Source organism: Candidatus Devosia phytovorans (genome assembly GCA_029202405.1).
Lineage (GTDB): Bacteria > Pseudomonadota > Alphaproteobacteria > Rhizobiales > Devosiaceae > Devosia > Devosia phytovorans.
In genome coordinates, this window is sequence record CP119312.1 from 44,750 (window position 1) to 67,747 (window position 22,998).

General features: G+C 60.2%; 17 protein-coding genes. 8 read left to right on the plus strand and 9 right to left on the minus strand.

Annotated elements, in window-relative coordinates; all coding sequences use genetic code 11:
* Positions 1 to 53 precede the first annotated feature (53 nt).
* The 3 genes from P0Y65_00215 (at position 54) to P0Y65_00225 (ending at position 3,847) form a co-directional block, all read left to right on the plus strand.
* On the plus strand, positions 54 to 1,484 hold the full coding sequence (locus tag P0Y65_00215) for a saccharopine dehydrogenase NADP-binding domain-containing protein (GenBank protein ID WEK06687.1): 1,431 nt from the start codon (positions 54 to 56) through the stop codon (positions 1,482 to 1,484).
* A 1-nt stretch (position 1,485) separates the two neighbouring features.
* Complete coding sequence (locus tag P0Y65_00220; protein ID WEK04720.1) at positions 1,486 to 2,685, plus strand: FAD-binding oxidoreductase; 1,200 nt, start codon at positions 1,486 to 1,488, stop codon at positions 2,683 to 2,685.
* A 268-nt stretch (positions 2,686 to 2,953) separates the two neighbouring features.
* Entirely contained in the window at positions 2,954 to 3,847 is an 894-nt protein-coding gene (locus tag P0Y65_00225) for a LysR substrate-binding domain-containing protein (protein ID WEK04721.1), read from the plus strand.
* A gap of 68 nt (positions 3,848 to 3,915) precedes the next feature.
* Here P0Y65_00225 and P0Y65_00230 read toward each other — a convergent pair whose 3' ends face one another.
* The 3 genes from P0Y65_00230 to P0Y65_00240 form a co-directional block, all read right to left on the minus strand.
* Positions 3,916 to 4,446, minus strand: a complete 531-nt coding sequence (locus tag P0Y65_00230; protein WEK04722.1) for a cupin domain-containing protein — start codon at positions 4,444 to 4,446, stop codon at positions 3,916 to 3,918.
* A 229-nt stretch (positions 4,447 to 4,675) separates the two neighbouring features.
* Positions 4,676 to 4,864 carry a hypothetical protein gene (locus P0Y65_00235; protein WEK04723.1) on the minus strand — a complete coding sequence of 63 codons (189 nt, stop codon included), beginning with the start codon at positions 4,862 to 4,864 and terminating at the stop codon, positions 4,676 to 4,678.
* A complete protein-coding gene (locus P0Y65_00240) occupies positions 4,861 to 6,177 on the minus strand; it encodes an MFS transporter (protein ID WEK04724.1) in 1,317 nt (438 codons plus the stop codon). Before P0Y65_00240 ends, P0Y65_00235 begins: the two co-directional genes overlap by 4 nt.
* A gap of 437 nt (positions 6,178 to 6,614) precedes the next feature.
* On the opposite strand from P0Y65_00240, the gene ruvA reads away from it, so the two are divergent.
* The 4 genes from ruvA (at position 6,615) to P0Y65_00260 (ending at position 12,326) form a co-directional block, all read left to right on the plus strand.
* Positions 6,615 to 7,226, plus strand: coding sequence for a Holliday junction branch migration protein RuvA (gene ruvA, locus P0Y65_00245; GenBank protein ID WEK04725.1), 612 nt, complete (start codon positions 6,615 to 6,617; stop codon positions 7,224 to 7,226).
* Between the two features lie 346 nt (positions 7,227 to 7,572).
* Entirely contained in the window at positions 7,573 to 8,781 is a 1,209-nt protein-coding gene (locus tag P0Y65_00250; protein ID WEK04726.1) for an efflux RND transporter periplasmic adaptor subunit, read from the plus strand.
* Between the two features lie 7 nt (positions 8,782 to 8,788).
* Positions 8,789 to 11,857, plus strand: a complete 3,069-nt coding sequence (locus tag P0Y65_00255) for an efflux RND transporter permease subunit (GenBank protein WEK04727.1) — start codon at positions 8,789 to 8,791, stop codon at positions 11,855 to 11,857.
* A 160-nt stretch (positions 11,858 to 12,017) separates the two neighbouring features.
* Positions 12,018 to 12,326, plus strand: a complete 309-nt coding sequence (locus P0Y65_00260) for a helix-turn-helix domain-containing protein (GenBank protein WEK04728.1) — start codon at positions 12,018 to 12,020, stop codon at positions 12,324 to 12,326.
* 108 nt (positions 12,327 to 12,434) lie between these two features.
* Here the strand turns inward: P0Y65_00260 and P0Y65_00265 are convergent, their stop codons facing one another.
* The 3 genes from P0Y65_00265 to P0Y65_00275 all read right to left on the minus strand — a co-directional run bounded on the left by P0Y65_00265 (position 12,435) and on the right by P0Y65_00275 (position 16,771).
* Complete coding sequence (locus P0Y65_00265; GenBank protein ID WEK04729.1) at positions 12,435 to 14,786, minus strand: PAS domain S-box protein; 2,352 nt, start codon at positions 14,784 to 14,786, stop codon at positions 12,435 to 12,437.
* Between the two features lie 223 nt (positions 14,787 to 15,009).
* Positions 15,010 to 15,213, minus strand: a complete 204-nt coding sequence (locus tag P0Y65_00270; protein WEK04730.1) for a CsbD family protein — start codon at positions 15,211 to 15,213, stop codon at positions 15,010 to 15,012.
* Between the two features lie 79 nt (positions 15,214 to 15,292).
* The gene (locus tag P0Y65_00275) at positions 15,293 to 16,771 is read right to left on the minus strand and encodes a PAS domain-containing protein (protein ID WEK04731.1); all 1,479 of its coding nucleotides are present in this window, start codon (positions 16,769 to 16,771) and stop codon (positions 15,293 to 15,295) included.
* 212 nt (positions 16,772 to 16,983) lie between these two features.
* On the opposite strand from P0Y65_00275, the gene P0Y65_00280 reads away from it, so the two are divergent.
* Entirely contained in the window at positions 16,984 to 17,352 is a 369-nt protein-coding gene (locus tag P0Y65_00280; GenBank protein WEK04732.1) for a response regulator, read from the plus strand.
* Positions 17,353 to 17,438: 86 nt separating this feature from the next.
* Here the strand turns inward: P0Y65_00280 and P0Y65_00285 are convergent, their stop codons facing one another.
* The 3 genes from P0Y65_00285 to P0Y65_00295 are packed head-to-tail and all read right to left on the minus strand — an operon-like array spanning position 17,439 to position 22,895.
* Positions 17,439 to 20,699 carry an error-prone DNA polymerase gene (locus tag P0Y65_00285; protein WEK04733.1) on the minus strand — a complete coding sequence of 1,087 codons (3,261 nt, stop codon included), beginning with the start codon at positions 20,697 to 20,699 and terminating at the stop codon, positions 17,439 to 17,441.
* Positions 20,696 to 22,219, minus strand: a complete 1,524-nt coding sequence (locus P0Y65_00290) for a DNA polymerase Y family protein (GenBank protein ID WEK04734.1) — start codon at positions 22,217 to 22,219, stop codon at positions 20,696 to 20,698. The genes P0Y65_00285 and P0Y65_00290 overlap by 4 nt, the downstream gene beginning before the upstream one ends.
* Entirely contained in the window at positions 22,134 to 22,895 is a 762-nt protein-coding gene (locus P0Y65_00295; protein WEK04735.1) for an ImuA family protein, read from the minus strand. Before P0Y65_00295 ends, P0Y65_00290 begins: the two co-directional genes overlap by 86 nt.
* Positions 22,896 to 22,998: the final 103 nt, after the last annotated feature.

Consider the following 22,998-nt stretch of genomic DNA (forward strand, 5'->3'; position numbering starts at 1 on the left):
AGTATTTCGAGAAGGTTGTGCCTCGGGCGGATGGCACGGTTACGGCTGGGAGAATTCAAATTAGCAGTCACGTTGTTTACGGTCGCATTTCTGGTGCGATTGTTCTTATCGGGTACGGCTCTGTTGGCCGTGGAATGCTCCCCCTCATCCAGCGCCATTTCGAGTTTGACAGCGACCAGCTAACCGTCATCGACCCGGATGCGTCTTGTGCCAAAGATCTCGCCGAGAAGGGCATCCGCTTTCTCAATCAGGCCATAACCCGAGAAAACTATCGAAGCATTCTTGGTGCTGAGCTTACGTCTAAAAGTGGACAGAGCTTTTGCGTGAACCTTTCGGTCGAGACGAGCTCGCTCGATATCATGAAGCTTTGCAGGGAACTGGGCGCCCTCTACATCGACACTGTCGTCGAGCCTTGGGCCGGCTTTGATGAAGAACACAAGGCTGACACGGCTGCCAGAACCAACTATGCGTTGCGGGAGACGGTCCGCCAAGAGAAGCAAGTGAACCCGGGCGGTACCACGGCAGTGTCATGTTGTGGGGCAAACCCCGGCATGGTCTCCTGGTTCGTCAAGCAAGCCTTGATGAACATCGCGACCGATACCGGCAATGCCGTCAAGTCGCCTAACAGCAGCCAAGATTGGGCTTCCCTGATGCAACGGGTCGGCGTCAAAGGTATCCATATCGCAGAACGCGACACGCAGAGCTCCGGCAAGCCCAAACCGATCGGCACCTTCATCAATACCTGGTCGGTCGACGGATTTGTTTCCGAGGCCTTGCAGCCCGCGGAGCTTGGTTGGGGAACCCACGAAAAGTACTTCCCAGCCAAGGCACATCGCTTCGACAATGGCTGCCAGGCTTCAATCTACATCGACCGCCCGGGCGCGCAGACGCTTGTGTATTCTTGGTGTCCGACAGCCGGGCCCCAGCAAGCACTACTGGTCACGCACAACGAGTCGATATCGATTGCGGACTACTTCACAGTTGGCGGGGGCCAGAAGCCGGACTATCGGCCCACGTGCCATTACGCCTACCATCCGTCGGACGAAGCCATCATATCCGTCCATGAGCTAGTGGGGCAGGGACATGAACCCAGGCATTCCCAGGTGCTGGATGAGACCTTGGTAGAAAGCGGCATGGACGAGCTCGGGGTGCTTCTCTTCGGCCATGAGAAGAACGCGTACTGGTATGGCTCAACCCTGACCATCGATGAGGCTCGAGCTCTTGCGCCCTCACAGAATGCCACTGCGCTTCAGGTCACTTCCGCGGTGCTCGCAGGCATGGTCTGGGCGCTCGAAAATCCGAATGCCGGCATCGTCGAAACCGACGAAATGGACTACGTGCGATGCCTCGAGATCCAGCGACCCTATCTCGGATCAGTGGCCGGTCACTATACCGATTGGACGCCTCTGGCGCGTGACGATCTGTTCAAGGGCGATGTCGACGAAGCCGATCCCTGGCAATTCAAAAACATCCTGGTGTCGTGAGATGCTCACCGAAGCGAAGAGGCTCTTCACCGGCGAACCCGTCTGGGAATCGTATCGCAAACCGCGCATCCCAACCCGCGAACTCAACGGGTCGATATCGGTCGACGTAGTCGTCATCGGCGGCGGTGTCAGCGGGGCGATGATCGCGGAATCCCTCAGTGGGCATGACCTCGATATTGCCATCGTCGATCGACGTGCGCCGCTGACCGGCTCGACCTCGGCATCGACTGCGCTGATCCAGTATGAGATCGACGTCCCCTTGACCAAGCTGACCAAGCAGATCGGGGCAGAACGAGCTGCATCCGCATGGCGACGGTCGAGGGTCGCAGTGGAAGGCATTGCGGCCAAAATCCGTGCAAATGAGATCGACTGCGATTTCACACGCAAGGACAGCCTGTTTTTAGCAGGCGACATGCTGGACAGGAAAGGATTGGAGCAAGAGGCGTGGGCCCGCGAAGCCATTGGCATTCCCACTGTGCTACTCGGCAGCCAGCACCTGGAGCGGAACTACGGCATCAAATGTGACGCCGCCCTGCTCAACCAGAACAACCTCACTTGCAACCCCGTGCAATTGACGGGCGGCTTCCTGAAAGCCGCGATTGCACGTGGCGCCAACTTCTATCCACACATCACGATCGAAGAGCTGCAACATCGCGGCAAGAACATCGTCCTCTCCACCGACACCGGGTATGAGATCAAAACGCGCTACGTCGTCTATGCCTCTGGCTACGAAATGCCTGTCGGTGTTCATCCGAAAAAGCACGCCATCGCATCAACCTATGCACTCGCAACGGCTCCCCGGAAAGGCTTCGACATTCCCCTCTTCTGGCAAGCCTCCGACCCCTATGTCTACGGTCGCCCATCCATGGATGGCCGGATGATCTTCGGTGGCGAGGACGAAGAGTTTGGCGACGAGGATCGGCGTGACGAACTCATGGGCAAAAAGCAGAAAGCCCTGGAGCACAAGCTCGCCAAACTGTTCCCCGACTACACTTTCGAGACGACACACTTTTGGGCAGCCTGCTTCGGTGGCAGCGACACCGGCCTCCCATCCATCGGTCGACTTCCTGGCGAGCAAAATATCTACTGCGCCATGGCCTATGGCGGGAACGGCATAACCTTCAGCCGCATCGCCGCCGATCTTATTTCAGCAAGCATTTTGGAGCCACCCGACCCCGAAGAAGCGCTGTTTGCTTTCTGATGGATTTTTGGCCGCACCCACCAATGGTAGCTGGTTTGGTGGAGTGACCGACCAAGTGACGACTCGAGATTGGACAACGCTTGTCGCCTCGTTCCCGCCAAAATTAGTGCGACGGGTGTACTGAGGCAACTGCGGGGTGGTTAGCTGACAGGCGACTTTTGGTCCTATCCACATTATAGCGGACCTTCCACAGGAGACGGCGTGTCAGCGATCCAAAATTTTGCAGATGGGCGATATATCTGGACCATGCGCCTCATAGGTGGAACAGATGGATCTCCTCGCTCTCGCCGATTTTAATCTCGTTGCCCGTCATGGCGGTTTCGGCAAAGCCGCGCGTGAGACCGGTCGCCCGAAAGCGACCCTTTCACGCCGTGTGAGCGAGCTCGAAGCCAGCCTGCAGCTCCGCTTGTTCGAGCGTGGTGGCCGGATGCTAAAACTGACTGAAGAGGGAAAAGCGCTTTATGAGCGCACCGGCACCCTTTTGACCGAGCTTGACGAGGCGGCGGCAGCTATCTCGTCGGGCGGTGAAAAGCCGCGTGGTAGACTGCGGATCAGCGCGCCACTGTTGTTCTCTCAAACCGCCATGGGCAGGCTGGCTGCAGAATTTGCCATGAAGTATCCCGAGGTGCGGCTGGAGGTTACCACCGAGGATCGAGCGGTCGATATGATCGAGGATGCTTATGACCTTGTGATCCGAGTCAATCCAACTCCCGATGAAAGCCTAGTTGGCCGGCCATTCTTGCGCGACCGGTTGGTGGCCGTTGCCAGCCCCGACCTCATCCGGCCAGCTGATGAGGCAGCGGTGCCGGCCATTGTCCGAGGGGGCGATGATCGCGCCACGGTGTGGAACCTGCGATCGGACGCTGGCGAGGTGCTACTTGCTGTCGAGCCGATCCTCCATCTGGCCTCAATGCCGATGCTTCGGGATGCAGTGCGTGCCGGTGTCGGTGTCGCACGCCTACCGATCTCGCTGGTTACCGGCGATTTGGCAGCCGGCAAGCTGGTGCATTGGGGCGATGTCGATGCTCCCGAAATTGCCCTGTGGACACTCTACCCGTCACGCCGCCTGTTGAGCGCACGTGTCTCGGCCTTTCTTGAGCATCTGCGACACGCCTTTCCCAAAGGCACGCCGGACGAGTTGGCTGCCTATGTCGGACTGTGACGCAGACGTGCCGAGGCAGCCGTTGCAGAATATGCAGCGACCGCCTATGCGCTAGTTCGAGGCTGCGATCATGCCTTTGGCGGCAGGAACTCGCTGTGGAAGCGGGCTGCATTGGCCAGCATGATCTGGCGGCGTTCGGCCATCACCTCGGGTGTCGGCGGTGTGGGCGGGCTGGTGCGGGTGGGCAGCGCCTCACCAACGAGCTTGAAGAATTCTTCCTGCCCGGAAGGCAGGCAGATGCAAAGGAACCGGGCGGGAGTGGCCGAGGCAACCCGGAAGCCGTGGGGCGCATTGGCGGGAATGTTGATGGTGTGGCCGGGACCGACGCGATGCACTTCACCGCGGAAGGTGATCTCCAGCTCGCCTTCAAGAATGTGGAAAATCTCCTCAAAATTGTGACGGTGCGGCGGGGGGCCACCGGCGGGCACCAGCATGTCGATCATGGTGTAGCGGCCCCCGGTCTGCTCGCCCGAGACGAGGATTGTGTACGTGCCGGCGCCAACGCCCAGATGGATGAGGCCGTCATCGTCGGCGTGGACGATAGTGGCGTTGCGGTTGAGGTCATCGGCGGGAATGGCGTTGATAGCTTGGTCGGTCATGTCGATCTCCTTTGGATGTAGCCAAGCTATTATGTTGCTTAGATGGGCGGGAGACAGCCAATTTGGACGCAGTGTCTCATTGGCGGAACGAACTGCCCCCTTGGGGAGATCATAGGGCGATTGCGCGTATGCCAAGTCCAAACAGAGTAGCCCCGGGAAACGTGGTTCCCAGGGCGCGTAGTTTCCGAAATCTGGCGTTCGCAGCGATGGGTTAACCGACAGCGCTGCTTTAGTGCGACCAAGCAGCTACTTCTGGCTCGCCCTGCTTTGGCCGGAAGGTCATCGCTAGGACGAATGACAGCACGAACAGTAGGACCGCGCCTATCATCATGACGCCGGCGAAGGCACTTTCGTAGGCCAGCTTCGCATTGGCGACGAGCTGATCGACGCCTGCGCCCGCAGTGGTTTCGGCCATCATGAGGACCTGGTCGAGGCCATCGCGCGCCGTACCGATGTCGCCCAATTCCGCGGGAACAAGCAGGTTGCTGACGTAAAGGTACGTCGTGATGCTGCCCATGATAGCGACGCCGAAAACCGCACCCAGCTCATAGGAGATCGCCTCAATGGAGCCGGCCATGCCCGCCTTCTCGGGCGGGGCGCTGACCATGACCGAGGTTGATGCCGCCGAGACCGCCGACCCACTGCCGAAGCCGAACATGGCCAGTGCGATGACCTTGAGCCAGATCGGGCCATCCTAAGGCCGACGAAGGCCAGCAGACCGATCCCGGCGAAGGCCAAGGCGACCCAGAGCACGCGACCGATGCCGATCTTGAAGAGCATCGAGCCGATAATGGGGCCTGCCAGGAATGAGGCAAGCGACACGGGGACCATGAAGAGTCCGGCCTGTAACGGCGCCAAGCCTTCGACCAGTTGCAGGCGCTGGGTCAGGACGAGTTGAACACCCAGCAGGACGACCATGGAGAAGACGATCGCAATCACGCCGCCGCGGAACCGAGGGTTCTTGAACAGGTCGAAATCCACCAGCGGCGAAGTCGACCGACGCTGACGACGAACGAACAGACCCAGGAATACAAGACTGATGATGATGGAGGCCGCGAACACGGTCCAGTCGCGATCGATCTTGGCCACTTCCTTGAGGCCGTAGGTCAGGCCGACGAGCCCAACCATGACCAGCAGGGAGCTGATCAGGTCCCATTTCCGCTCCGGGTTGCCCTCGGTCTTGGCGATCAGCATGGGCGTCAGGATCAGGGCCAGCAAAACCACCGGCACGTTTATCAGGAACACCGAGCCCCACCAGAAATGGGTGAGCAAGAAGCCGCCGATCAGCGGACCGACCGCTGCTGCGCCCGAATACACAGCTCCCCAGATGCCCATGGCGATGCCCTGTTCCTGGTCGGTTACGAAGGTGTGGCGCAGTAGTGCCAGCGTCGCCGGCATCATCATGGCAGCGCCAACTGCGAGAAGACCACGGCCAGCGATAAGCATGCCGGCAGAGGGCGCGAAGGCTGCGAAAACCGAGGCCAGACCGAAGAAGGTCAACCCCAGCATGAACATCAGACGATGGCCGACGCGATCGCCGAGGGTGCCAGCACCGAGCAGCAGGCCAGCCATGACCAGGGGATAGGCGTTGATGATCCAAAGCTTGTCGCTGTTGGTCGAGTTCAGATCATGGGTGAGCGTCGGCAGGGCCGTATAGAGCACGGTCATGTCGATGCCGATGAGAAAAAGCGCTGCGGATATCACCGTCAGCACCAGCCACTTATTATGCACGTGAGGTCTCCTTGCAGCACGCTGTTTCCAGGCGGCTTCCTTTGTTCTGAATGTATTGAGAGACCGGCCCGGCGTTCTCGCTAAGGCCTCCGAACTATGTGGTTCGAGGGCACGCGCTCGCCTTCGACTGACGAGATGACTTGCCTTAACCGACGCTAGTTTTGCTTGTCGACCCCACCTTTTTGGCCCTGCGTGTCGGATATTCCGCTTGCCGACTAGGCAAAGTTTCGATGGGAAGCTATTGAATCGTCGTCCAAGAAAAGATCGGTCGGTTGGTCAATCCGGCCCTCGCGCAGATGCGTGAGCCTTGTCGCAACCCAGCGAACCCATGGCACCTCAAGCTCCTCCAATCGGATGAGCGCAGGTGCATGGCGCGCACCATTGCGGCCTTCGCCTGCCAGCGGAGACGATACTATGACCAAGACCTCGGACCGGCCATGATCAGCAAACTCATCGGCCTTCTCGACACCATCGGGGACGACACCGCCCTCATTGACTGCAATGGCGTAGGCTACCTGGTCCAATGCTCCCAACGCACCCTGGCCGCTTTGCCGGCAGAGGGAGAAAAGATGGCTATCATGGTCGAAACCGTCGTCCGTCAAGACATGATCCGGCTCTACGGTTTCAGCGACCAGGCTGAGAAGACCTGGTTCAATACCCTGGTGGGCCTGCAGGGCGTCGGTGCGAAAGTGGCGCTCGCGATACTTTCTGCGCTGTCCACCGATGAACTGGCGAGCGCGGTCGCATTGCGCGACACCAAGTCCATCGGACGCGCCCATGGAGTTGGCCCCAGGCTGGCATCCCGGATCATCGCCGACCTAGACGGCAAAGCCCCAAAGGGGATGGGAAGCGAGACCCTCGACTTCCAGAAGTCGGTGGGCAACGGTTCGGTAAAAACCAGTGCTGCCGAAGCGATCTCGGCGCTGACAAACCTGGGGTATCCGAGAGCGAAAGTATCGGCAGCTCTTGGCAAAATCGTTTCGGCACAAGGCGACGATCTGCCTACCGAAAAGCTGATAAGACTGGGCCTCAAAGAGCTCGCGAGTTGATCCGAATCCTTGAACCTGACCAGAACAAATTATGGTCGCGTTGCGGCGAATTCGTCTTTTTTGTCAAGCGACGAATCTCGCCACAGAGGCCAAACTCTTTGGTTTCGAAGCCAGTCTCGACCAATTATAAGTTAAATGAAGAGTGCCCAAGCTGAGCTCGGCCTCAACATCATCTGCCAAAAAAAGGTGGACCGGTTCGGTCAATCCGGTCATCGCGAAAGCGAACTTGCCACTTCGGTGTGGCCCATGGCGTCTCATTACAATCCCGAGGGATTGGATGCAGGCGCATGGTTGTCTGTGACCTCCCACACACATCCGCTGCTTCCTGCTTTTGCGGAGTGTGTGCATGTCGAACAACAATCCCAATCTTCCCGCTGAGAGCATTGAGGGCAAGGCTATCTACGCCGAGACCGTCGTGGGCAGTGGAACAAAAATTGGCGGGCAACCGCCAATCCGGCCTCGGCGGGTACCGCGGGTCGTCGCCGTAGTCGTCGCCGTCACGGTGCTGGGGTCGGTTTTCTATGGGATCATCAGCTGGAGAGACAGCCGCGCAGCCGCAGCTGCCGCCGCGTCGGCTTGGGAAGCGGCACCGGTACAGGTATCGGCGGTCGAGCTTGCCTATGAAAACTTGCCGCTAAACATCGCGACGGTCGGTTCGCTGAAGGCCGCCGATGAGATCGTGCTGGCCCCTGAAGTTGGAGGCCGCATCAGCCAGCTCAACCTCGAGTCTGGTGAAACCATCGCCGCTGGCACCTTGCTCGTGTCCATCGATGACAAGACCGAACAGGCCGAATTGCTCTCTGCCCAAGCACGCGCGCGCTACGCCGAATTGCAGCTCGAGCGTTCTCAGCGTTTGGCGCAGTCCGGCACCGAGTCTGGTCAAGCGCTTCAGCAGCGCGAGGTAGAGGCCGAGCAGGCACGCGCCGAAGTCGCCATGGTCGAAGCACGTATCGCCCAAAAGACGATCATCGCGCCCTTCGATGGTGTTCTTGGCCTGCGCCAGGTGGCACAGGGTGCGTTCGTCAACGCCGGTCAGGTCATTGCCACCCTGACTGCGATCGACGAATTGCATGTGGATTTCCGCGTGCCGCAGCGCGATCTGCCGAAGCTGTCCGTAGGCGCGCCGGTGAACATTCGTACCGACGTGTTTCCCGATCGTGACTTTACGGCGATCGTTTCTGCGATCGACCCGGTCATCGCGGCTGATACTCGCAACGTCACCGTACAGGCAACTCTAGACAATTCGGACGGTAGTCTTCGCCCGGGAATGTTCGCCAACGTGTCCTTGGCGCTTGAAGCCAAGCCTGAGACCATCGTGGTTCCCGGCACCGCCATACAGCAGAGCGCATCAGGCGACATGGCTTACCTCATTCGCGAGGGCGTCGCGGCCATTGTACCCGTCACAGTCGGAACGCGTCTCGACGGTCGTGTCGAAATCACCTCGGGCCTTGAGCTAGGCGACGTCCTGATAACGGAGGGCCAGACCCGCGTCGATCCTGGCGCTGCCGTCGTCATCGCCGACCCTAATGCACCCGCTGCTGAAACCGCCTGGTAGGTAGACAATGTCTTTTACTGATCTTTTCATCCGCCGACCCATCCTGTCGGTGGTGGTTAGTCTCATGATCTTGCTAGTCGGTGGCATCAGCTTGTTCTCGCTGCCTATCCGCCAGTATCCCAACCTCGAAAGTGCGACGATCACCGTCAACACCGCCTTCCCGGGCGCCACGCAGGAAGTCATGCAGGGGTTCGTCACCAGCCAGATCTCGCAGGCCATCGCCACGGCCAGCGGTATCGAGTACCTGCAGTCCAGCTCGACCACCGGCATGAGCAGCATCAAGGCCAAGCTGGTCCTCAATGCCGATGCTGATCGCGCCATGACCGAGATCCTGGCCAAGGTTCAGCAGATTAAGTACCTGCTGCCCCAAGGCGTTTCGGATCCTGTCATCACGAAGATGACCGATGGGGCATCTGCCGTTCAGTACATCGCCTTCACCAGTGAGACGATGACGGTGCCGCAGATCACCGACTACATCACCCGTGTGGCCCAGCCGCTGTTCACCTCGATCAACGGCGTGGCCTCCGCGCCGCTTTCGGGCGCCCAGCAGCTCGCCCTTCGCATCTGGATCGATCCTGATGCCCTGTCGGCTCGCGACCTTACCGCTGGCGACGTGGTTCAGGCTCTTCGAGCCAACAATGTGCAGGCTGCTCCAGGCGTGCTTCGTTCCGGGCAGACCGTGACCAACATCACGGCTTCGACCGATTTGACCAATCTCGACGACTTCCGTCAGATGATCATCAAGAGTGGCGCCGGTGGCCTGGTTCGCCTTGCCGACGTCGCCACCCTCGAGATCGGTGGACAGAGCTATGACACTGGTGCCCGCTACAATGGCGAGCAGTCGGTGATCGTAGAAGTGTATCCGACGCCTGAAGGCAATCCGCTCGACATCGTGGCAGCGTCCGACAAGATCATCGATGACATCCAGGCAACGGCGCCTCCGGGTCTCGAGATCGCCAACGCGTTCGATATCGCACACTTCGTGCATGCATCGATTTCCCAGGTCGAGCATACCCTTATCGAAGCGGTCATCATCGTCGTGGTCGTGATCTTCCTATTCCTGGGCTCGATGCGGGCCGTGATCATTCCGGTCGTCACCATCCCGCTGTCGCTCGTCGGCACGGCGGCGCTCATGCTTGCCTTCGGCTTCTCGATAAACCTGTTGACCCTGTTGGCCATGGTTCTTGCCATCGGCCTCGTCGTGGACGACGCCATCGTGGTGGTCGAAAACATCCATCGACATATCGTCGAAGGTAAGACGCCGGTGGAAGCAGCCATTTTGGGTGCACGCGAAATCGTGGGGCCGGTCATCGCCATGACCGTCACCCTGGCAGCGGTTTACGCTCCTATCGGTATGATGGGTGGTCTGACCGGTGGTCTGTTCCGCGAATTCGCCTTCACGCTGGCCGGATCGGTCGTGGTATCGGGCGTGGTCGCACTTACATTGTCGCCGATGATGACGGCACTCTTGATCAACAAGAAGGTCACCGAGGGGCGCTTGTCCCTAGCAGTCGAGCATTTCTTCGAGAAGATGTCCCGTGGCTACGCCGGCCTGCTCGACGGCACGCTCAACCATCGGTGGGCCGTGCTCGCCAGCGCCGTGATCGTCTGCGGCGCCACGGTCATGTTCTTCACGCAGAGCCAGAGCGAAATGGCGCCGCCGGAAGACCAGGGCGTCGTGTTCACCACGGCCAGGGCACCCCAGTATGCGAGCCTTGAGTACACCTCTAACGCCACCCGGCAGATGGACGAGATTTTCGCTCGTCTGCCCGATTCCGAGTCCAGCTTCTTCGTGGATGGCATCGACGGTCAGAACAATTCGTTCGGCGGCGTTGTCCTCAAGGACTGGTATGTCCGCGAGCGCAGCGCAGACGACGTTCAGGGCCAACTCTTCGGAAAGTCTGCCGGCATTTTGAGCACGTCCATCACCGCATTCCAGCCATCGGCATTGCCGGCGGCCAGCGGTGGCCTGCCGTTCCAGCTCGTCCTGCGTTCGACCGCCGATTACGCGTCTATCCACGAACAGATGGAAGCCCTGAAGTGGGCAGCTTGGGGTAGCGGTCTTTTCGCCTGGGTCGAGACGGACCTGTCGTTCGACAGCCCGTCCTCCAATATCTCGATCGACACCGCCAAGGCGGGTGAACTGGGAGTCAGCATGCAGACCATCGCCGATACCCTGGCCACGCTCGTCGGCGGGAACTACGTCAACCGGTTCAACTATTACGACCGGTCCTATGACGTGATCCCGCAGGTTGCCGCCAAGGACCGCGTCACGCCCGAGGACGTGGGTTCTTACCACGTCCGCACGGCGTCCGGGACGACCGTGCCGTTGTCCACCATCGTGACCAGCACGGCGACGGTGCAGGCCAACCGGCTCGGGCAGTTCAACCAGATGAACGCAGCGACCTTGTCGGGCGTGCTTCTGCCTGGCGCCACGATGGGTGAAGCTGTCGAATACATGCAGTCGCAGCCACTGTCCCCGGGCATGAGCATCGACTGGTTGGCCGACAGCCGGCAGTTCGTGACCGAAGGCAATCAGCTGACGGTGGCGTTCGGCTTGGCCTTGGTCGTTATCTTCCTGGTCCTCGCAGCTCAGTATGAGAGCTTCCGTGACCCGTTCGTCATTCTGCTGACGGTTCCCTTGGCTCTTAGCGGAGCGCTTGTGCCGTTGTTCCTAGGGTTCACGACGATCAACATCTATACTCAGATCGGTCTGGTGACGTTGATCGGTTTGATCTCCAAGCACGGTATCCTTATGGTCGCCTTCGCCAACGAGATCCAGGTGAGCAAGGGCTACGACAAGCGCTCGGCCATCATCGAGGCGTCCGCGGTCCGCATGCGTCCGATCCTGATGACAACGGCGGCCATGGTCACCGGTCTTATCCCGCTGGTCATGGCCAGCGGGGCCGGCTCGGCCAGCCGCTTCGCCATCGGTATCGTCGTGGTCATGGGCATGCTGGTGGGCACGCTGTTCACCCTGTTCATGCTGCCCACCTTCTACGTGCTCCTGGCCAAGGATCACCGGAAGGCTGCCAAGCCGGCCGGCACCGACTTGGTTCCGGCACTGGGTCAGTAGGCACTTCGATCTCAACGGCGGTGAGGCAAGCCTCACCGCCTCATTCTCAAAAATCGACTTCTGCGGCTTGAACCGCCAGGGATTCGATCGCCCAAGAACTGGAACTCGGATGCCCGCCGTTGGCAGCGGCATTCCCTCGAGCCGTTAGTGGAGACACCATATGAATGTTCGAACTGAGCTTGGCGGAGAGCCAAGCCCCACTTCCATCCTTGCCAAGAAATGGGCCGTGGAAGTCATCCTGACGCTGGGAGACAGAACCGTTCGCTTCAGCACCTTGCGCCGGGAGTTGAACGGGGTGACGGCGAAAAGCCTCACCGATGTGTTGCAGCAGATGCTGGAGAGGGAACTGGTTCGACGCGACCACTTCCCCGTAATTCCTCCTCGCGTGGAATACAGCTTGAGCCCCTTGGGACTAGAACTTCTGAAGGCCCTCGGACCTCTCCAGGCGTTTGCAGCACGAACTGCGTAGCAATCTTACTTCAATGGCTGCTTTCGGGGTCAGCAAGCAGGCTCATTGACGGCAAGAATGGGGTCGGTTGCCGTACGCGATTGAAGGACGTCGCTCGCCCGAGCACTATCAGCTCTTTTCGATAAGCTCCCTCACGCGTCGAGCGAACGAGTCCATCTGAAACGGCTTGGTCATCACGTGCATTCCCACATCAAGATGACCGTGATTGAGGACTGCGTTTTCCGCATAGCCAGTGATGAAGAGTACTTCCAAACCTGGGCGGGACACACGCGCGGCGTCTGCCAACTGACGCCCGTTCATCCCGTTCGGTAGCCCGACGTCCGTAATCAGCAAATCGATCGAGATCCCTGAGTTTAGGATCTTCAGCGCCGAGGGGCCATCCGCGCTCTCAATGACGTTGTAGCCCATCTCTTCGAGTTGTTCGGTGGCAACCATTCGGACCAAGGGTTCGTCATCGACGACCATGACCGTCTCCCCACCCGGTGAGCGCGGGAGCTCTGCGCTTCCCACCATCGTCCCCGCGTCAACATCGCCACCATCGCCTTGCGCCAGCCGGGGGAGATAGATGCACACCATGGTCCCTTGGCCGACCTCAGAATAAATCCGGACCGCCCCACCAGACTGCCCGGCAAAACCGTAGACCATGGAAAGGCCCAATCCCGTACCTTGTCCGATCGGCTTGGTCGTGAAAAAGGGATCGAAGGCGCGGGCTATGGTTTCTGCGGTCATGCCTGTGCCGGTGTCGCTCACGCACAGGGAGATATACTGGCCGGGCTCAATTCCGCGTTCCGTCGCCGACCGCTCGTCCATCCAGCGGTTTCCGGTCTCAATCGTCAGCTTGCCCCCATCGGGCATTGCGTCACGGGCATTGATGCACAGGTTCAGCAGCGCGTTCTCCAATTGGCCGGCATCAACGAAGGTGCTCCACAGACCCGCTGCTCCAGCGGTTTCGACGTTGATCGCGGGTCCCACGGTCCGAGTGATTAAGTCCAGCATGCCGTTGACCAGCGCATTGACATTGGTGGACTTCGGATCGAGGGTCTGTCGCCGCGAAAAGGCCAGAAGCCTCTGGGTCAGACCCGCTGCTCTCTTGGCGGCGCCCGATGCGCCGACGATGTAGCGGTCAAGGTCGGAGATGCGGCCCTGCGCCAATCGAGTCGACATCATCTCCAAGCTACCACCAATACCGGCCAGGATGTTGTTGAAGTCATGAGCGAGCCCGCCGGTGAGTTGACCGACCGCTTCCATTTTCTGGGACTGACGAAGCAAACCGTGCGCTTGTTCCAGCTCGGCCTCGCGCGCCTTGTACTCGGACAGGTCACGTCCGACAGCGATGAAATTCGCTCCGTCCGCTTCCGGCGATACCGTCCATCCGATGGGGCGCCAGATGCCGTCCTTCGTAAGGATCCTATTCTCGAAGCGGGTCGGCTGACTAGTCCGCCCCATCTCCGCCAAAGCGGCAGCTGTCGCCGGGAGGTCTTCCGGATGGATGATGTCGCCATAGGGGTTGGTGAGCAGCTCGTGTTCTGTCCACCCCAGTACCGTAGTCCATGCCGGATTGACCGCCGACATGTCGCCGGCGTAGTCCGCCCTGGCCAACATGTCCTCTGACAGTCGCCATAGCTGATCCCGCTCCGCGCGGGCAGCTTTTTCATCGGTGATGTCGCGGACGATGCAGTAGATTTTGTCGCCCTCGGGCACGCAGACCCATGAGAACCACCGGTACCTACCATCAGACGCACGGTAACGGTTCTCTGCGCCGATGATTGCCTGGCCTTCGACAAGGCGGGCCAGCGCGCCCTGCGCGCCGACTACGTCGTCGGGATGCAGCAGGTCGGTGTAGAGGTAGCCGCGCATCTCCTCTTGCGAGTAACCCAGCGATTTCGTCCAGGACGGGTTCGTGGTCAGGAAGCGTCCGTCCAGGTCCACTACGGCCAACAGGTCCGGATTGACGTTCCAGGTTGTGCCGCGCTCATGGGAGCGCTCCAGAACCTGGCGCTCGAGGTCCTTATTCAACGCCTGCAGGGCCCGATCTGACTTTACGCGGTCGCTGGTTTCGAGAAGGAGGCAGATGACGCCGATGGTGTTGCCCAGCTCATCCACGACTGGGGAATAGTCGAGGTTCATCCAAACCTGCTCGGGTTTCCCCGAACGGTGCAGCGTTAGTTCCTCGTCTCGGTAGGACAGCGTGCCCCCTGCAAGGCCGACCTGCATGACGTTGTCGTTGAAGTCGGCAACCTCGGGCCAGCCCTCACGGACATTGGAACCCAGCAATTCTGGATGTCGGCGACCAGCGAAGATGGAATAGGCGTCGTTGTAGATCATGACGCCGGCTTCGCCCCACAGTGTCACGATGGGTACCGGTGATCGCAATATCATGGCGATGCTGGTCTGTAGCGCTACGGGCCAAGCGTCCAGGGACCCAAGCGGCGTTGCCTGCCAGTCGAATGCAGCGATCATGTCCGCGAGTTCTCCCCCAGCCGGAAGAAATATTGGCCGATTGGGCGAGTCAGACATTCGGGACCTCGTGGGTAGAAAGCACTAGAAGCCCCGGCGCCGTGAAAGGTTCATCGCACGAACCCAGAGATCCAGTCCACAATTTAGAGAGGCAAGCTTTGAACTATGGTTGTGATCTACCGAATTATCGGCGCCCAAAAAGAAGGGCCCCGAGGGGCCCTTTGCATTACCAGGTTTGACGACCGTACCAGTCGTCGACGTCCTTTTTGACGTCATCCTTGGCCTTGCCGTAGCGCTCCTGAAGCTTGCCTTCGAGCTGCTCGCGGTTACCGTTGATCTGAGTGATGTCATCGTCCGTGAGTTTGCCCCACTGTTCTTTGACCTTGCCGGACATCTGCTTCCAGCTACCTTCTACGCGGTTCCAATCCATGATCGGTCTCCTGTGTTGGTGTGTGGAAGGTCAACGATGCGGCGAGGGAAGCGTTCCTGCGGCTGGACGCCTCAGCGGATTATAACTCCGGCCCGCCCGACGACGTATCCGAAAGGTTGCTAACCGCAGTGGTGATCCTGAAGACCACGCCATTTGACCGATAGTCGATTTCGGCTTTGCCTTGTATGCTCGCTGCCAGCGCCCGCTCGATCATGCGCGACCCGAAGCCCGTGCGGGTTGGCTGGCCCACCACCGGTCCTCCGGATTCCGTCCATTTGAAATCGAGCAGTCCGTTCTCGATGTGCCAGTTTACCGTAACCACGCCTGTGTCGTTCGACAGGGCACCGTACTTGACAGCATTGGTGGCCAACTCGTGCACGGCCAAGGCGATAGCGGTTGAGGCCGCCGACGAGACGGTCACTTCATCGCCGCCGATATGAATACGCTCAGTCGGGCCGCTGTCGAATGGCGCCGTTGCGGTCTTTACGATGTCGGCCAGCCTGGCCTCTTCCCATCCCGTATTCGTCAGAACGTCATGGGCTCCGGCAAGAGCCTGTAGACGCTGCGCGATGACCGCCGCCACCTCTGGAGGAACATCGGCTCCGCGGAGCGACTGACCCACGATCGACTGTACCGTTGCGAGTGTGTTCTTGACACGATGGCTCATCTCCTTGGTCAGGAGGTCGCGGTGGCTTTCCGCAAGCTTGCGATCGGTGATGTCTTGGGACACGCCGGCCATCGAGATCGGCTTGCCATCGGCATCGAAGCGGGTCTGGGCGCGGACCTCGATCCACCTCAATTCTCCCGATGGCGTAGTGATGCGGTAGGCAACATCGAGATCACCATTGCCTGCAACGGCTGCACCAACCGCCTGGCGCCAATGCTCCATGTCTTCAAGCAGGATCGATGCCTGCAGGTCGCGATAGGTGAAAGTATCAGAGGGCTGCCGACCAAAGTTGATTTTGCAAAGCCCGGAAGCAACCAGCCGCTGTTCGATCAGGTCCAGCGTCCATGCGCCGAGACGTCCGGCACTTAATGTAAACTTCAGTCGGTCCTCCGACGCGGTCAGGTCACTGACCCGGCGTGACACTTCGGCCTCAAGGGCATCGCGGTCCTGCGCCACACGGCCAAGGCGTTCTCTCTCAGGGGTAATGTCGAACTGGGACGCGAAGAAAAACGACAACTCACCGTCGTTGAACACGGGCGACATGAGCAGCCGGTTCCAGAACGTGGTGCCGTCCTTCCGGTAGTTCAGCAGGTCGAGTTCGATCGGCACACGCCGGTTGATGGCCTCGCGCATGCGCTTAACATCGTCCTGGTTGGTACCCGGACCCTGTAAAAAGCGACAATTGCGGTTGAGCGTCTCTTGGCGAGTATAGCCGGTGAGCCTAGCAAACGCGTCATTGACGAAGACAATGGGATTGTCCGGAAGGGTCGGATCGGTGATCAGCATCGGCATGCGGGTGGCCCGTACGGCAGCCGCAAACGGGTCGGTTCCTCCGCGACCCTCACGATGGATCTCGACGTCAATCCGACGATTCTCGACATTGTCGGCCACGGTCACCCTCCTGTTATTTTTGTTTAGCAGGAAGCACCTGACGTATGCGGTGATATTGAACCTCCCTTTGGGGCTTTGCAAATAACTAAACGTATAAGGCCGTGCGGCAGATCACGCTGAAATTGTGATCCACGATTTGGCACCGAAACCCTTCCCGCGCATTTCATGTTTGTCAGAACGCGTCGGCTGGCCACCCTAAATTCGGATGACCCATGGCTACTCGCGTGACAGTGCTGATCGTGGAAGATGAAGTCCTGGTACGGATGGCGCTGGCCGATCATTTGGAAGACGTAGGCTATCACGTGCTGGAGGCCAACGACGCTGACGAGGCAATCGAAGTGCTCGAACGGGAAGACGATGTCCGCGTCATATTCACCGACATCGACATGCCTGGAAGCATGGATGGACTGAAGCTGGCTGCAGCAGTGGCGGATCGCTGGCCCCCGATCCGCATCATCATAACATCCGGGCGGCGGATGGTGGAAATCACCGATATTCCCAGCGGCAGCGTCTTCTTCATGAAGCCTTATTCGCATCGACTGATCGAGCGTCAGATCGGCGAGATGCTCACAAGCCGGTGAGTTCCAAAACTCTAGACTTTCGTTACGTCCGCTTAATAGAGAATTTGAAGTGCTCGCAAACGGCTGAAATGGGGTCGAAAGCAGCGTTAGTGAAAGTTCCGACCTCGCACCCGAATGCTGTCAATGTGAAGGTCCGGAATATAGATATCTCGCTGTCGAAAATCCTTGGGCTCCCTGGCCCGGCTATCCGTGCCCGACCCTCCATGGGCGAACTCGTCGCCGCGGCCAGTGCGGTGAACGAAAGACCCATCTCTGCCGCCGACGCTTGAAAGTTCCGAGGTCATATCGGTCAGTGTGCGCGCTATGAGGTGCACAACTTCGCCCTCCCTCTGCACCTTTCCGTAGATACTCATCATCGAAGCGCCCAGCACGATGCGGCGATGCTGTTCGAAAATTTTCGGCCAGACGATCAGGTTGGCGGTGCCGGTCTCGTCCTCAATGGTGATGAACATGACGCCTTTGGCGCTGCCTGGCATTTGCCGAACCAGCACCAGGCCTGCTGTCGTGATCCAATGGTTGTTCCGCGTCGCCATTGCCTCGGCACAGCTCAGCACCCTTCGAGACAATAGATCCTCGCGGAGAAACGCAACAGGATGGGCCTTCAAACTCAGACTGGCACTGGCGTAGTCCTGGACGACCTCGGCACCTGCCGGCATCGGCCGTAGCAGGACGTTAGATTCTACGACCTCAGCGATGAAGCGCTTCTCTGCTTCGGCGGCTGCGGCGAACAACGGCAGCGGGTCGTCCCGCAGTGCCTTTATCTCCCAGAGCGCTTGGCGGCGCTTGACGCCCAACGATGGCCGGAACGCATCGCCTTTGGCCAGCAGGACGAGCGAGGACGCAGGCACGCCCGCCCGGTGCCAAAGCTCGTCGACCGACTTGTAGCCCGTATTCGGTCGCGCGCCGATCAATGCTGCAGCATCAGCGTTCGGGAAGCCGCGTATGACTTTGAACCCCAGACGGACGGCGAAGGAACCATCCTCGTTTGGTTCGAGGGAGGTGAACCAACGAGATGCATTGACGCAAACGGGCCGCACCTCGACACCATGTGCTTGGGCATCCCGGACGATCTGCGCAGGCGCATAGAATCCCATGGGTTGGCTGTTCAAAAGTGCTGCGCAAAAAATCTCGGGGTGGTGGCACTTCATCCAGGACGAGGCGTAGGCGATCAGGGCAAAGCTGGCTGCATGGCTCTCCGGAAAACCATAGGATCCGAAGCCTTCGAGCTGCTTGAAGGTGCGCTCGGCATAGTCCTGCTCGTAGCCGTTCCTGACCATGCCCCCGACCAACTTGTCTCGGAAATGGCTGACGCCGCCGGTGAACTTGAACGTCGCCATGGCTCGACGCAATTGATCGGCTTCGCCTGGGGTGAAACCGGCGCACTCAATCGCCACCCGCATGGCCTGTTCCTGGAAGAGCGGAACGCCCAGGGTCTTGCCCAAGACCTTCTCGAGCTCGGGCTTAGGATAGCTGACCTCTTCCCGGCCTTCGCGGCGACGGAGATAGGGATGGACCATATCGCCTTGGATAGGCCCAGGCCGGACGATGGCGACCTCGATGACCAGGTCGTAAAAGGTGCGGGGTTTGATGCGCGGCAGCATGGACATCTGCGCGCGGCTTTCGATCTGGAATACACCGAGCGTATCGGCCTTGCGGATCATTGCATAAGTCCGCGGATCCTCGGCGGGGATCGTCGCCATGTCCAAATGTACGTCCTTATAGTCGGCAAGCATGTCGAAGCTGCGCTTCATGCAGCTCATCATGCCGAGCGCCAGCAGGTCCACCTTCATGAACTTGAGGGCGTCGATGTCGTCCTTATCCCATTCGATGATCTGGCGATCATCCATAGTCGCCGGTTCAATTGGTACCATCTCGTCGAGACGGTCATGGGTGAGAACGAAGCCGCCGGGGTGCTGGCTGAAATGGCGCGGTGTGCCGATCAGCTGCTGGGCGAGTTCGATAGCCAGAACCAGCCGACGATCGTCGAGGTTGAGGTTGAGTTCTGCAGCCTGCTTCGCGCTGACGCCTTCCCGCGACCAGCCCCAAACCTGGCCGGACAGGAGTTTGGTCACATCCTCCGGCAGCCCAAGCGCCTTGCCGACATCGCGAATGGCCCGCTTGGATCGATAGCGGATAACGACGGAGGTCAGGGCGGAGCGATCTCGACCGTAGGTCTCGTAGACCCACTGGATGACGATCTCCCGTCTTTGGTGCTCAAAGTCGACGTCAATGTCAGGTGGCTCTCGCCGCTCCATGGAGACGAAACGCTCGAACAAAAGATCGTTTCGATCAGGATCGATGCTAGTGATACCCAGAACGTAGCAGACGGCAGAGTTGGCGGCCGAGCCTCGCCCCTGGCACAGAATGTCCTGGCTGCGGGCGAACTCAACAATGGCGTTCACCGTCAGAAAATACGGCGCGTAGCCGAGCTGGTCGATGAGGTTGAGTTCGTGCTTGAGCGTGTCCACGACTTTATCGGGCACGCCCTCCGGATATCGGCGATCGGCGCCGGCCCATGTCAATTGCTCGAGGGCCTGCTGCGGGGTCAACCGCGGGTCGGTCACCTCCTTGGGATACTGGTACTTCAGTTCGTCCAGGCTGAAGCGACAACGGTTCGTCACCTCGATCGTGCGGGCCACGGCATCCTGATGGCGGGGAAACAGGCGCATCATCTCCGCTGGAGGTTTGAGATACCGATCGGCGTGGCGCTCGCGGTCGAACCCGACATCGTCGATGGTCGTCCTGTTCCTGATGCAGGTGACGACATCCTGCAGAATGCGCCGGCCGGGTTCATGGAAGAGGACGTCATTGGTCACGACCGCGGCGACGCCCATCTCGATGGCAAGTTCCGACAGCTCGTGGAGCCGCAGCTGGTCGTTCGGCCGGCGTAGCAGCGTCAGTGCTAAATAGCCTCGGTCACCAAATGTCTCTCGCAGCCGACGCAATTGCATGGCGCAGGTGTCGTCGGCGATGTCGGGGACAAGAACAGCGACTTGTCCATCGCTGTAGAGCACCACATCGTCCCAATGGAGCTCGCATTTGCCCTTCCCTGCTCTTCCCTTGCCGAGCGACAGCAGGCGGCACAGCCGACCGTAGGCTGCGCGATCCGTTGGATAGAACAGCAGGGACGTGCCATCGACCAGATCGAGGCGGCAACCGACGATCAGGCGCACGCCTGTCGTTTTCGCAGCCTCATGGGCGCGGACAATGCCGGCGACCGAATTGCGGTCGGCGACGGCCAATGCCTCGATGCCCAGTTCAGCCGCCGTGGCGAACAGTTCCTCCGCGGCGCTGGCGCCGCGCAGGAAACTGAAATGGCTGGTGACCTGGAGTTCGGCGTATCTCATCCGAAGACGCCATGCAGATACCAGCGATGGCTTCCGGTCCCCGGGTCCACCCCGTCACCGGCGCGATAGATCCAATATCGCTCGCCAGCCTCGTCCTCGACACGGAAGTAATCGCGGACGGCGGCGACCTCTTCGTCCCGTTTCCACCACTCGCCGAAGATCCGTTCAGGCCCGTCCGCTGCCTTCACCTTCCGGCGGATGCCGCGCCAGGTGAACCAGACCGGCGGATGATCCGGCAGCAATGCCATGGTCTCGATCATCTCCGGATGGACAAGCAGTCTGGTCGGGCGCGGCCAGCGGCTCGGCCAATCGGCGCCATCGTCATCGGCCATGGGCGCCACTTTCCGGAACGAGCGCTCGGGCACATCGCTGGCCACCGGCGCCATCCTGTAAATTGCCTTCTGCCCCATGCGGTTGGACAGGAGGTCGACGAGGGCGGAGACGTCGGGATCGCCGTCGTCGATCAGCGACGATAGCATCTGTTCGTGATCGAGCGGCTCTGCCAGAACCGCGCAGAGGCGCATGCGTTCGATGCCGAAACCCGGATCGATCTTCTCGATCTTGTCGGAGAGCATTCGGGTCAAGCGCTTGGTGTCGCGAACGGGCAAGGCCATGCCGATGCGCACCGTAGCGATGGTGTTGTCGACGCGGACCACGATCAGATCGACGCGCTTGGCGCCCAGTCCTTTCAGCTCGAGGTCGCCCACCAACCTCTCCACGAGCTGGGCAATGTATTTGGCGATCGTCTCGGCCGCCCCGATCGGTTCGCCGAAGACGCGTTCGACCTCGCAGGTTTCCGGCAGACGGATGGGCTCAATGGGCTCGCCGACAATTCCCAGGGCCTGATCGATATGTCGGCCGACCTCCGGGCCGAAGCGCATGGTGAGGTTGGCGCGCGGGGTCGCGGCCAGGTCACCGATGGTTTCAAAGCCCAAGGACCGCAATCCTTCGATCGTCTTAGCCGGTAGTCGCAGAGCATTCATCGGCAGTGCCGTTACGATGTCCCGACCTTCTCCCGGCTCGACCAAAACGGCCGGATGGCGATGGAAACGCGCCAGAGCGTGGGCTGCACCCCAACTGTCGGCAAGAGCCGCCTTGCCGGACAGTGAGGCGGCTTCCAATTGCTCGAGGATCTTCCGGAGCACTGCCTCTTCGCCGCCGTGCAGATGTTCAGCGCCGGCGATGTCGATGACGATACCGTCGGGGGCATCGGCCGCGACCAGTGGCGAGAACCTTTGCAGTGCCCACAGCGCCAAGCGATCAAGGGCCTTCTCGTCCCCGATCGGATCGAAGTCGGCGACGTGCAGGCCCTTGATCATGGACTGCGCTTTGCTGATGGCGGTGCCTTTGCGGAGCCCCAACGAGGTGGCAACAGCGTCGAGTGCGATGATCTCCCGCCGGTTACCGCGACGCGGGACCATGACCAAAGGCTGGTCAGCCGGCGGCGCTTCGCTTCCAAGCACGCGCCGGTACCGGTCTGTCGGGAAGGTCGGAAAATACACTGAGACGACCCTTGGCATCACAAGCCTCTACTTCGAAATCCGCCGCTTCGGCGCCGCGGCAACGCATCAACTCCACCAGCCATCGGGGCCTTCCCACACCCGGAACCGGAAGTCGTCGGGATGGCAGGGTGCTGACCCTCCATCGGGTGACAGCTGCGGTCGGCTGACCGAAATCGGCGGCCTCCGTGTGCCGACGCCATCGCCTGATAGCGATACCGATCGCGCCAGAACTCTCCGCCGCGAGTTGCAGCCGCCGGGATGCGGTCATCGACAGCTTGGCGACTTCGGCCACGATGCCGCCCAGTCCGCCGTGGCGCATGCCTTCCTCGAAAGCTTCGAGCACCGCCTTCTCGTCGCCGGCCTCGACATAGATCACCCGGCCAGGCGACAGCCCAACTTGGGCGATGGCCGGGGCGAACAGGTCCTGTCGTGTCACGCACCAGAGCACCTTGCCCTTCGTCCGCGCGACGACCCCCGCAGCGAACAACGCAGCCGCTGCACCGTCGACTGCGCCATTGCCGCCGCCTGCGACCTCGTGCAACGCGCCCATGGCCAGTCCGCCGCCAGGGAGATGCCGATCGATCGTTTCAACACCGAACGGCAAAGCTTCGCGCTTCGATGTCGAGCGCCCTTCGAGGAGCTCTATCCGCTCGCGGAGATCGGCAATTAAAGCACTGTCAGGAGGATGGGCCATATTCAGTTCGAAACGCTCCGATCGACTTCCCAAGCGATCGGGATGGGATTATGTTCCGCATTTGTTCACTCACGAAGAGCGAAGAGTCAATTGCCTCGCTGAC

What these genes read in the sequence shown, in the direction of transcription:
- P0Y65_00280 (WEK04732.1), top strand. Translation starts at nt 16,984, where the DNA reads ATGGCTACTCGCGTGACAGTGCTGATCGTGGAAGATGAAGTCCTGGTA.
- P0Y65_00230 (WEK04722.1), bottom strand. Translation starts at nt 4,446, where the DNA reads ATGACCGACCAAGCTATCAACGCCATTCCCGCCGATGACCTCAACCGC.
- P0Y65_00220 (WEK04720.1), top strand. Translation starts at nt 1,486, where the DNA reads ATGCTCACCGAAGCGAAGAGGCTCTTCACCGGCGAACCCGTCTGGGAA.
- P0Y65_00270 (WEK04730.1), bottom strand. Translation starts at nt 15,213, where the DNA reads ATGGATTGGAACCGCGTAGAAGGTAGCTGGAAGCAGATGTCCGGCAAG.
- P0Y65_00285 (WEK04733.1), bottom strand. Translation starts at nt 20,699, where the DNA reads ATGAGATACGCCGAACTCCAGGTCACCAGCCATTTCAGTTTCCTGCGC.
- P0Y65_00260 (WEK04728.1), top strand. Translation starts at nt 12,018, where the DNA reads ATGAATGTTCGAACTGAGCTTGGCGGAGAGCCAAGCCCCACTTCCATC.
- P0Y65_00235 (WEK04723.1), bottom strand. Translation starts at nt 4,864, where the DNA reads ATGATGGCCGAAACCACTGCGGGCGCAGGCGTCGATCAGCTCGTCGCC.
- P0Y65_00250 (WEK04726.1), top strand. Translation starts at nt 7,573, where the DNA reads ATGTCGAACAACAATCCCAATCTTCCCGCTGAGAGCATTGAGGGCAAG.
- P0Y65_00265 (WEK04729.1), bottom strand. Translation starts at nt 14,786, where the DNA reads ATGATCGCTGCATTCGACTGGCAGGCAACGCCGCTTGGGTCCCTGGAC.
- P0Y65_00255 (WEK04727.1), top strand. Translation starts at nt 8,789, where the DNA reads ATGTCTTTTACTGATCTTTTCATCCGCCGACCCATCCTGTCGGTGGTG.
- ruvA (WEK04725.1), top strand. Translation starts at nt 6,615, where the DNA reads ATGATCAGCAAACTCATCGGCCTTCTCGACACCATCGGGGACGACACC.
- P0Y65_00225 (WEK04721.1), top strand. Translation starts at nt 2,954, where the DNA reads ATGGATCTCCTCGCTCTCGCCGATTTTAATCTCGTTGCCCGTCATGGC.
- P0Y65_00290 (WEK04734.1), bottom strand. Translation starts at nt 22,219, where the DNA reads ATGCCAAGGGTCGTCTCAGTGTATTTTCCGACCTTCCCGACAGACCGG.
- P0Y65_00295 (WEK04735.1), bottom strand. Translation starts at nt 22,895, where the DNA reads ATGGCCCATCCTCCTGACAGTGCTTTAATTGCCGATCTCCGCGAGCGG.